The 10,147-nt window shown below is 60.4% G+C and carries 9 protein-coding genes and 1 riboswitch; all 9 genes read left to right on the top strand.

Annotation, left to right across the window (positions count from 1 at the left end):
• Positions 1–98: 98 nt before the first annotated feature.
• Positions 99–291: riboswitch (FMN riboswitch) on the top strand.
• A 6-nt stretch (positions 292–297) separates the two neighbouring features.
• The 9 genes from DW821_RS04850 to DW821_RS04810 all read left to right on the top strand — a co-directional run bounded on the left by DW821_RS04850 (position 298) and on the right by DW821_RS04810 (position 9,663).
• The gene (locus tag DW821_RS04850; protein ID WP_118065870.1) at positions 298–888 is read left to right on the top strand and encodes an ECF transporter S component; all 591 of its coding nucleotides are present in this window, start codon (positions 298–300) and stop codon (positions 886–888) included.
• The gene (locus tag DW821_RS04845) at positions 885–2,789 is read left to right on the top strand and encodes an energy-coupling factor transporter ATPase (RefSeq protein ID WP_118065868.1); all 1,905 of its coding nucleotides are present in this window, start codon (positions 885–887) and stop codon (positions 2,787–2,789) included. Before DW821_RS04850 ends, DW821_RS04845 begins: the two co-directional genes overlap by 4 nt.
• Positions 2,789–3,589 (top strand): energy-coupling factor transporter transmembrane protein EcfT, encoded by an 801-nt coding sequence (locus DW821_RS04840; RefSeq protein WP_118065866.1) that lies wholly within the window; start codon positions 2,789–2,791, stop codon positions 3,587–3,589. Before DW821_RS04845 ends, DW821_RS04840 begins: the two co-directional genes overlap by 1 nt.
• Positions 3,590–3,619: 30 nt before the next feature.
• The gene (locus DW821_RS04835; RefSeq protein WP_118065864.1) at positions 3,620–4,066 is read left to right on the top strand and encodes a pyridoxamine 5'-phosphate oxidase family protein; all 447 of its coding nucleotides are present in this window, start codon (positions 3,620–3,622) and stop codon (positions 4,064–4,066) included.
• Positions 4,067–4,107: 41 nt separating this feature from the next.
• Positions 4,108–4,518 carry a pyridoxamine 5'-phosphate oxidase family protein gene (locus DW821_RS04830; protein WP_055252303.1) on the top strand — a complete coding sequence of 137 codons (411 nt, stop codon included), beginning with the start codon at positions 4,108–4,110 and terminating at the stop codon, positions 4,516–4,518.
• 257 nt (positions 4,519–4,775) lie between these two features.
• Positions 4,776–5,846, top strand: coding sequence for an N-acetyl-gamma-glutamyl-phosphate reductase (argC, locus tag DW821_RS04825; RefSeq protein WP_118065862.1), 1,071 nt, complete (start codon positions 4,776–4,778; stop codon positions 5,844–5,846).
• 133 nt (positions 5,847–5,979) lie between these two features.
• The gene (argJ, locus tag DW821_RS04820) at positions 5,980–7,248 is read left to right on the top strand and encodes a bifunctional glutamate N-acetyltransferase/amino-acid acetyltransferase ArgJ (RefSeq protein ID WP_199572774.1); all 1,269 of its coding nucleotides are present in this window, start codon (positions 5,980–5,982) and stop codon (positions 7,246–7,248) included.
• A gap of 81 nt (positions 7,249–7,329) precedes the next feature.
• Complete coding sequence (argB, locus tag DW821_RS04815; RefSeq protein WP_089572540.1) at positions 7,330–8,310, top strand: acetylglutamate kinase; 981 nt, start codon at positions 7,330–7,332, stop codon at positions 8,308–8,310.
• Between the two features lie 69 nt (positions 8,311–8,379).
• Positions 8,380–9,663, top strand: a complete 1,284-nt coding sequence (locus tag DW821_RS04810; RefSeq protein ID WP_118065860.1) for an aminotransferase class III-fold pyridoxal phosphate-dependent enzyme — start codon at positions 8,380–8,382, stop codon at positions 9,661–9,663.
• Positions 9,664–10,147: the final 484 nt, after the last annotated feature.

Here is a 10,147-nt window from a genome sequence, read left to right as displayed (position 1 = left end):
AGTGTTCGGATGAAGTTGCCAATCAAGGTGGAGCGTTTCCCCACCACAAATTACCCTTGGCATACTTGCGCGAACGATTGCTCGTGCTACACTTGCAATTGCTGTTTCAGGGCGGGGTGGAATTCCCCACTGGCGGTAAATCGGGCGGTGCCAAAGGGGTGCCGTGGCGCAGACGAGGCGTTTGCGACCGAGCCGATGAGTCCGCGACCCGTGTGTGCGTTGGTTCGCATGCCGGCTGAACTGGTGAGATCCCAGTACCAACGGTTAGAGTCCGGATGAAAGAGGCAGGTGATCTTAATGTCTGAACAGTCGCAGCATATCCATTTTGAGAACACGAATAGGTGGAGCACCAAACAGCTCGTTACCATGGCGCTGATGTGCGCCTTGGGCGCCCTGTTTATGTATGTGCAGCTGCCCATTCTTCCCTCGGCGCCGTTTTTGACGTATGACCCGTCGCTGGTGCCGGCGATGGTGTGCGGGTTTGCGTATGGTCCTGGTGCCGGCACTGCTGTTGCCGCCATGGCGATCGTTATCCATGCGCTCACCACGGGTGACTGGGTCGGCGCGCTTATGAACCTGGCTGCCACGCTGGGCTACATTCTGCCCGCGGCTATCGTCTACCAGAAGATGCATACCTATAAGGGTGCCGTGATTGGCCTGGTGCTCGGCGTCATTGCCGCTACGGCGTTGTCTATGGTCGCAAACCTTACCATTGGCGTATGGTTCTGGTATGGCTCGGTCGATGTGATCGCCCCGCTTATGATTCCTGCCGTGCTGCCGTTCAACCTTATCAAGACCGTGCTTAACTCGGTGTTGACGCTAGCGGTGTATAAAGCAGTCTCCAACCTCATCACGCCTAAAAAGGACCAGGTCAAAGGCCGCGCATGATTGAGTGTCGGGGCGTTTCCTTTAGCTATGACGGTGCCGTACCGGCACTCGACGGCGTCGATCTGAACATCGAGGACGGGGAGTTTTTCTGCATCCTCGGTGGCAATGGGTCGGGCAAGTCGACGTTTGCCAAGCATCTGAATGCGCTGCTGCAGCCCGATGCGGGCACGGTACGTATCAACGGTATGGATGCGTCCGATCCCGAGCTGGTCTACGACATTCGTTCGACCGCAGGCATGGTGTTCCAGAATCCCGACGACCAGCTGGTGGCAACGCTTGTCGAAGATGACGTTGCGTTCGGTCCCGAAAACCTTGGCGTGCCATCGGCGCAAATTGCGCAGCGCGTACGCGAGGCGCTGAAGGGCGTGGGCCTGGTGGGCTTTGAGCGCCACGAGACCCATGCGCTTTCGGGCGGTCAAAAGCAGCGTGTGGCGCTTGCCGGTGTGCTCGCCATGGAACCGCGCGTGCTCATTTTGGACGAGGCGTCCTCGATGCTCGATCCGCGCGGGCGCAAGGGCCTTATGAAGGCCTGTCACGTGCTGCACGAACGCGGCATGACCATCGTGATGATTACGCACTTTATGGAAGAGGCCGCCGAGGCCGATCGTGTCGCGGTGTTTCGGGCGGGGCGCGTTGCCATGCTCGGTACGCCCGAGGAGATTCTGACGCGGGCAGATGGGCTCGTGGAGCTCAACCTGGATATGCCGGCGTCGTGCTGCTTGGGCATGGCGCTTCGTGCGAAGGGCGTGCCCGTTCATGCGCGGGTGCGCGAGGCGGATATGGTCGCCGAGATTGCGCAGGTATATGCCGACCGGAGTGGGGAAGACACCGCAGGGCGGCCTTCTGCATCCGATTCTCGTGTGCTCGACAACGTCTCCTCTGCAACCGACGGGACAGCCGTGTCGGAGCCCGTCATCGAGATTTCGCACCTCTCGCATAGTTACTCGCTGAGTGCCCGCGAGCGCCGTCGATGGCGCAAGCGCTCGGCCACTGCGGGCAAATCGAATAAACAGGCTCTCTGGGGAAACGACCCCAGCAGCCCGTGGGCGCTGCGCGATGTATCGCTGACGGTGCGTCGCGGCGAGTTCCTGGGCTTGGCAGGTCATACCGGTTCGGGTAAGTCGACGCTAGTCCAGCATCTCAACGGTTTGATTCGCCCCCAGGAGGGATTCGTTCGCGCGCTGGGGCTCGACCTGGCAAACAAGAAAGATGCCGCCGCGGTTAAGGCCAAGGTCGGCGTGGTGTTTCAATATCCCGAGCGTCAGCTGTTTGCCGAAACCGTGACGCAGGACGTGGCGTTTGGCCCGCACAACCTTGGCTTGCCGCAAGATGAAGTCGACCGTCGCGTCGAGTCGTCGCTCTCGCGCGTGGGCCTCGACCTTTCTACGGTCGGCGACAAGAGTCCCTTTGAGCTTTCGGGCGGTCAGCAACGGCGTGTGGCATTCGCCGGTGTGCTCGCCATGGAGCCCGAAGTCCTGGTGCTCGATGAACCCATGGCGGGGCTCGATCCGGCTGCGCACAGGGATTTCCTTGAGCTTATCGATCGACTTCACCGCGATGGCCTGACCGTTGTCATGGTTTCGCATAGTATGGATGACCTGGCCAATTGCTGCGACCGCATCGTCGTGATGAACGAAGGTGCGGTGTTTGCAGAGGGAACCCCCGCGCAGGTGTTTGCACATGCCGATGAGCTCAAGTCGATCGGCTTGGGCGTACCTGCTGCCCAGCGCATGGCGTTGGCGCTCGCGGAGGCGGGCGTGCCGCTGCGTTGCGGCGGGCTCTATACGGTTGAGTCGCTGGCAGACGAGTTGGTGGACCTGCTAATCGGTCGCTCGGACGGTCCTTCTAACGTCGCGGACATTGCTAAATCCAAGACGGTCGCGCGAGAGGAGGGCTGCTAATGGAGGCGTTTTCGTTTGGCAGCTACTATCCGAGCGATAGTGCGATCCATCGCCTGGATCCGCGCACCAAGCTGCTCCTGGGCTTTGTGTTTTTAATCACGACGCTGACCGTCGGCGGCTTCCGCGGACTGGCTCCTGTCGCAATTTTCGTCGTGCTGATCTATGCCGTGTCCCGGGTGCCGGCTCGTCGCGTTCTGTCGTCGATGGCGCCGCTGCTGGCAATCGTCGTCGTGGTCGCGGTGCTCAACTTGTTTACCGATCAGAGTGGGCGCATCCTGTGGCAGCTCGGCTTTTTGCAGATAAGCGAGGGCTCGCTGCATTCCGCCGTCTTTATGGCGTGCCGCCTGACCTTGATGATGGCCGGCATGAGCGCCATTACGCTCACCACGCCTACGCTCGACCTCACCGCGGGCTTTGAGCGCCTGCTCGCACCGTTTGCGCGCGTGGGGCTCCCTGCGCATGAGCTCGGCATGATCATGGGCATCGCGTTGCGCTTTATGCCGCAGTTTGCCACCGAGATGAAGCAGACGGCGGACGCGCAGGCAAGCCGCGGCGCACGCGTAACGGGTGGCCCGCTCGGCGGCGTGCGTATGCTCGGCAGTGTGGCGATTCCACTGTTCACGGGCGTGTTCCGTCATGCCGAGACGTTGTCTGCCGCCATGGATGCACGCTGCTATCACGGCGAGCAGGGCCGCACGCGTCTGCATGCACTTGCATTTCGCCGCGGGGATGCGCTGGCTGCGGTTGTGACGATGCTGCTGCTTGCGTGTGTCATCGTCGTCAACCTTCAACTTGTTTAGGCGCGATTCGAGCGCAAGAAAGGGGCCCCTATGACCGACAAGGACCGCACGGCTCAGCTTGAGCGCGCCTGTTCGTATCTCAGGCGCATTCCGGCGTGGTATCTGGCCACGACCGATGTGACCGACGGGCATCAGCCTCGCGTGAGGCCGTTTTCGTTTGCCATGGTCGATGACGGTAAGCTGTGGTTTTGCACGTCGCGCGACAAGGATGTGTGGGCGGAGCTGAGTGCGAATCCCAAGTTTGAGCTCTCGGGCTGGAAGCCGGGGGAATGTTGGATCGTGTTGACCGGCGAGGCCGCACTTGAGGACGACGCGGTTGCGAGCGACAAGGTGCGTCAAGCGGGTTTTAAGCACATGGTGGGCATCGGCGAGGAACACGAGAGTGCCAACGACGGCCGCCTTGCTTTCTTTTCGGTCCGCAACATTGCCGCGCGCTTCTGTGATATCGACGGCAGCGAGGAGCGCCTGGAGCTCTAACGTTTACCAACCAGTCAAATGAGCTAGCGGCAGGAGGAACCGTGGACGGATTGAATACGGTGTTGGAGTATCTGACGTCGGTGCCGGCATGGTATTTGGCGACGAGCGTTGACGGACAGCCTCATGTGCGTCCGTTTTCGTTTGCGCAGATCCAGGATGGCAAGCTGTGGTTTGTAACAGCGCGCACCAAAGATGTGTGGCAAGAGCTGCTGCAAAACCAGCGCTTTGAGGCCACGAGTTGGTGGCCGGGCCATGGCTGGCTTATCTTGCGCGGGCGTGCCGGCTTGGATGACCGGGCTTTAGGCGAAATGCGCGAAGCCGGGTGGAAGCATCTAGAGCACCTGGGCGAGCACTATGAGGGGCCTAACGACCCCACGCTCGTCTTCTTTAGCGTCGAGGATCCCGAGGCTTTTATCTGCAATCACGACGAATGGGTGCCGGTCGAGCTCTAGCCAGCTGGCTCATCCTAACAACTTGGTTTTCGCATGGGCGGGCCCCGTATTGCCCGGCGCCGTTAGGAGCGCCGGTCAATACGGGGCCCGCTCCATTTGTCAATTCCTTCAAGCGAATGTGTCGGGAATGTTTCAATGCATGAATATGCAAGCCATTTACGTAATCATGCATCTTTTGGTGCTAAAGTTTCAACCCACTTCATAATGACCGCTGCGAAATGCGCATCGGTGCATAAATCGCAGACAAGGAGTCTGATATGTCTTTGAAGGTTGGAATCGTCGGCGCGGCTGGATATGCCGGAGCCGAGCTCATTCGCCTCGTCCTCGGTCATCCCGAGTTTGAACTTGTTGCCATTACGTCCAACGCCGATGCCGGCCAGCCGCTGTCCGCGGTGTATCCGAGCTTTGCTGGTGTGAGCGATCTGGTTTTCACCACGCATGACGCCCCCGAGCTCAAGAGCTGCGATGCGGTTTTTCTTGCCGTGCCGCACACGGCTGCCATGGCACAGGTGCCCGCGCTGCTTGCATCGGGCGTCTCCTGCTTTGATCTTTCGGCCGACTACCGTCTGAACGACGCGTCCGTCTTTGAGACATGGTATGCCGCCGAGCATACGAGCCCCGAGCTGCTCAAGACCCGTGCCTTCGGTCTGCCCGAGCTGTTCTGCCAAGACTTGGAGACCGCCGCATCCGACCATGCCGACGGCAAACCCGTGCTGGTCGCCTGCGCCGGTTGCTATCCCACCGCAACGAGCCTTGCCGCCGCGCCCGCCGTGCGCGTCGGCTGGGTGGCCGAGAACGGTCCCGTGATTGTCGATGCCATTAGCGGCGTGACGGGCGCCGGTAAGTCCTGCAACGCCCGCACCCATTTTTGCAGCGCCGACGAGAACTTGGAGGCCTACGGCGTGGGCAAGCATCGCCACACGCCCGAGATTGAGCAAATCCTTGGCCTGACCGATCGCGTCGTCTTTACCCCGCACCTGGCACCGCTCAAGCGTGGTCTGCTCTCCACGGTGACGCTGCCGCTTACGCCGCAGGCTATCGATACCTTGACCCTTGAGGACGTTGTCGACCATTACAAGCAGTTCTACGCCGGTCGCACCTTCGTACGCGTACTCGATGCCGGTCAGCAGCCCAAGACGGCTTCGGTCGTCGGCACCAACGCCGCCCAGATCGGCCTCGCGCTCAACAAGCGCGCGGGCGTGCTGGTGGCGACGGGCGCCATCGACAATCTGTGCAAGGGCGCTGCGGGCCAAGCAGTCCAGTGCGCCAATATCGTCTTTGGCTTTGACGAGCGACGAGGCTTGCCCACAGTGGCGTGCCCGGTGTAGCACATTCGATTGTTAACGATTTGGTAGTCGGGCATCGAGTGGGGCGCCACTTTTAAGCTGGTCTCATGATCACGACTGGCATGGCGCACCAACCGATGTCCGTTTTTGTTTGACATAAGGAGTCATAAAGACGATGAATACCGAGCTGTTTGATATCAAGATTCGCGCCGTCGAGGGTGGCGTTACGGCTGCGGCTGGTTTTAAGGCTGCAGGCATCCACGCTGGGTTCCGCAAGAACCCCGAGCGTCTGGATTACGCGCTCGTCGTGCCCGATAAACCCTGTCCCGGTGCTGGCGTGTTTACCACCAATCGCTTTTGCGCGGCGCCCGTGCAGGTGAGCCGTGCCAACCTGGGCGGTACCGACAAGGGGTACGGTATCATCGCCGGCATTTCGGTCAACTCTGGCAATGCCAACGCCGCCACGGGTGAGACCGGCCTTGCATGCGCGCGCGAGACGTGCAGCATCGCATCGCAGGTCATCGGCTGCGAGCCTCAGCAGATTCTGGTTGCCTCCACGGGTGTAATTGGCCAGATTCTGCCGATCGACACGTTTGAGACCGCCATTCCTGCTGCCTACGAGGCGCTCTCCGCCCACGGTGGCGCCGATGCCGCTCGCGCCATCATGACGACCGACACGCACTCCAAGGAGTACGCCGTGTCCTACGTCAGTGAGGCTGCGGGTCATGCGGGCAATGTCTATACGGTAGGCGGAATGTGCAAGGGCTCGGGTATGATCATGCCCAACATGGCCACCATGATCGCAGTTATCACCACCGATGCTCCCGTCGAGCCTGCGGCACTTCATGCCCTGCTGCTCTCGACCGTCAAGCAGACCTTTAACAAGGTAACGGTCGATTCCGACACCTCGACCAACGACACCTGCATCATGCTTGCCTCCGGCGCCGCTGCCGCAGATGCCGAGCCGATCGTCGAGGGCTCCAATGCCTTTGACGAGTTGGCATTTGCCGTGCACGAGGTGTGCGAGAGCCTGGCGCGCAATATCGCCGCCGATGGTGAGGGCGCATCCAAGCTTGTTACGGTCAACGTTACCGGCGCCGCTAACGACGAGGAGGCCGATATCGCCGCCCGTGCCGTTGCCAACTCGCCGCTCGTTAAGACCTGCATCGCCGGCCACGACTGCAACTGGGGCCGCGTTGCTATGGCGCTTGGCAAGTGCGGCGTGAAGTTTAATCAGGAAGACGTTTCCATCGACATGATGGGCATGCCTGTCTGTCGCGACGGTCTGACTGTTCCCTTTGACGAGGACGAGGCTCTACGACGTTTTGAGGCGCCCGAGATCGTGATCTCGGCCGACCTGGGCGCAGGCGACGCGGCAACGACCGTGTGGACCTGCGACCTCACGCATGAGTACATCTCCATCAACGGCGACTACCGTTCCTAGATTCCAGGCACGCTGCGCATCTTGCCGCGATTGCGGACAGCGGAGCACGGCGCGATAACGATACGAAAGACGAGGCAGATTATGAAATTCGCACGCGATTGTCGTTCGAGTGAATCCAACGAAGCAACCGCGCAGCTGCTGTTCGAAGCGCTGCCGTGGATTAAGAACCTGACCGGCAAGACGGTTGTTATCAAATATGGCGGAGCCGCCATGGTTGATGAGCAGCTGCGCCGCGACGTGATGAGCGACATCGTCCTGCTCAAGATCATCGGCATGCGCCCTGTTATCGTGCACGGTGGCGGCAAGGCCATCAACGAGGCGCTTAGCCACTACGACATCCCCGTCGAGTTTATGAACGGCCAGCGCGTGACCACGCCGGCGACCATGGATATCGTGCGCGAGGTGCTGGGCGGCAAGGTCAACCAGGAGCTGGTCGCGGCGCTCAACCATCACGGCAACCTGGCCGTGGGCGTTTCGGGCAGCGATGCCGGTACGCTCATCGCCGAGCCGCTCGACCCCGAACTCGGCCGCGTAGGCAAGGTCACGCACGTCAACACCGACTATATCGAGCGCCTGCTCGATAGCGAGTACATCCCCGTCATCGCTACCGTCGCGGCGGGGGAGGACGGCGGTTTCTTCAACATCAACGCCGATACCGCCGCCGGTGCCGTTGCGGCGGCGCTGCATGCGCATAAGGCGATCTTTTTGACCGACGTCGACGGCCTGTACAAGGACTTTAGCGATAAAGACTCACTCATCTCCAACCTAACGCTCGACGAGGTTAACGAAATGCTCTACGGCGGCGAGGTCGATAAGGGCATGATTCCCAAGCTGCGTGCGGCCGTCGATGCGCTTGCCGGCGGCGTATTTCGCGCTCACATCATCAACGGCACCACGCCGCATTCGCTGCTGCTGGAGCTGCTGACCGATGCCGGCGTCGGCACCGTGATCCATTCCACCGAGACGGCTTACGAGTTCGATACGCATCCGCATCCGCTTTCGACGTTTGCTGCGCGTCTGACCGAGAACCTCGACGAGGTCGAGAAACTTCAGACAGTCTAACTGACCCGCAGCCGCCCCATTTCTGCACCCATAGGCCTGCGCCGTCCGGCGCTCAACGAAAGGCATCCCATGTCACTTGCAGCTCAGCAATCGCTTGAATCCCATTACGTTATGCATACCTTTGGCCGCTCTCCGGTCGAGTTTGTCGAGGGTCACGGCATGAAGCTCACCGGCGACGATGGTCGTGAGTACCTCGACTTTCTTGCCGGCATCGGCGTGTGCAGCCTAGGTCATGGCGACCCGGCTGTGCTCTCGGCGCTCGAGGCACAGACCAAAAAGCTCATGCATGTCTCCAATTACTTCTACATCGAGCAGCGTGGACAGGTCGCGGCGCTGCTGTCCAAGCTTGCTAACGACGACGTAGATGGTGCGCGCGTGCTTGCCGATGCCATTGTCGCCGGCGATGAGACCACGGCAGCTGCTCTTGGTGCCCCGGCTGCGGATGAGCAGGTTTGGGAGACCTTCTTTGCCAACTCCGGCGCCGAGGCCAACGAGGGCTCGATGAAGCTCGCGCGCCTGTACGCCAAGCGTGCCGGTAACGGCGGCAACACTATCGTGTGCATGCGCGGCGGCTTCCACGGCCGTACGCTCGAGACCATTGCCGCCACTATGCAGGATTGGCTGCAGGATAGTTTCCGCCCGCTGCCGGGTGGCTTTGTGGCCTGCACGCCCAACGATATCGATGAACTGCGTGCGATCTTTAAACAGCTGGGGGGCGAAATTTGTGCCGTGATGCTCGAGCCGATTCAGGGCGAGAGCGGTGTGCACCCCATGACCGAGGAGTTTATGGCGGCAGCGCGCGACCTGGCACACGAAGTGGGCGCCGTGCTTATCGCCGACGAGGTCCAGTGCGGCATCTTCCGCTCCGGCAAGCCGTTTGCATTCCAAACCTATGGCGTGGAACCCGACATCATGAGCCTTGCCAAGGGCATTGCTGATGGCGTGCCCATGGGTGCCGTCGTGGCAAAGAAGGAGATTGCCGACGTGTTTAAGCCGGGCGACCACGGCTCGACCTTTGGCGGTAGCTGCTTGGCCATCGCGGCGTGTGCCGCGACGCTCTCCGCACTCGTGCGCGGCGATTATGCCGACCACGCTGCCAAGGTAGGCGCCTATATGGAGGCAAAGCTCGCCAAGCTGCCGAACGTGACCGAGGTGCGTGGCCGCGGCTTGATGCTCGGCTGCGATCTGGACGATACTGCGGGTGATGCACACGACGTTGTGGCCCGTGCATTGGGGGCTGGTGCCGTGATTAACGCTACGGGTGCCCATACGCTGCGTTTCCTGCCGCCGCTCGTCTGCGAGGAATCCGACGTGGACAGTCTGATCGAGATCCTGTCGGACGTTTTGGCCTAACACAGCGAAATAACTTAACTTTGACCGGGTTCCGGACTGCGGACGTGCCCTATGTGGCATGATTCAGCGGTCTGGAGCCCGTTTTGCCTTAGATTTGCTAAGGCGGGGAGACCTGCTGGTCAAAAAACATCAAATATGAGTACTGTTATCGATTTGGTAGCAGCAATTTTGGACTAATAAGGCCAGATAGCTAGCCGAAATGGCGATGAATGTACGATTTTGATCCAATTGTTAGTCCTTATAATGGACATATGTTGCGTAACTTAAGCAAATACTATCTTTTGATATGTTGTAAGCAAGGTGGCAGTACTCATTTTTGCCATTTTCTGGCCACGGCCTTTGTGACAGACGTGCTGGTGGGTTCGAATCCCATGCGTTGGGCCTGAAAAAAAGAAAGGCCTCCATCGCTGGAGGCCTAACAATTCAGTGGTGGGCGATGAGGGATGTCGCGTGCGGCTGACGCCGTCCGCTCTCGCTTCGGGCC

Source organism: Collinsella sp. AM33-4BH, from assembly GCF_003469205.1.
Lineage (GTDB): Bacteria > Actinomycetota > Coriobacteriia > Coriobacteriales > Coriobacteriaceae > Collinsella.
Note: the sequence above shows the minus strand (reverse complement) of the source record. Positions and strands in the feature narration are given on the sequence as shown.

Coding starts and splice junctions, on each gene's coding strand:
- DW821_RS04850 (WP_118065870.1), top strand. CDS start 298: ATGTCTGAACAGTCGCAGCATATCCATTTTGAGAACACGAATAGGTGG.
- argC (WP_118065862.1), top strand. CDS start 4,776: ATGTCTTTGAAGGTTGGAATCGTCGGCGCGGCTGGATATGCCGGAGCC.
- argB (WP_089572540.1), top strand. CDS start 7,330: ATGAAATTCGCACGCGATTGTCGTTCGAGTGAATCCAACGAAGCAACC.
- DW821_RS04845 (WP_118065868.1), top strand. CDS start 885: ATGATTGAGTGTCGGGGCGTTTCCTTTAGCTATGACGGTGCCGTACCG.
- DW821_RS04835 (WP_118065864.1), top strand. CDS start 3,620: ATGACCGACAAGGACCGCACGGCTCAGCTTGAGCGCGCCTGTTCGTAT.
- argJ (WP_199572774.1), top strand. CDS start 5,980: ATGAATACCGAGCTGTTTGATATCAAGATTCGCGCCGTCGAGGGTGGC.
- DW821_RS04810 (WP_118065860.1), top strand. CDS start 8,380: ATGTCACTTGCAGCTCAGCAATCGCTTGAATCCCATTACGTTATGCAT.
- DW821_RS04840 (WP_118065866.1), top strand. CDS start 2,789: ATGGAGGCGTTTTCGTTTGGCAGCTACTATCCGAGCGATAGTGCGATC.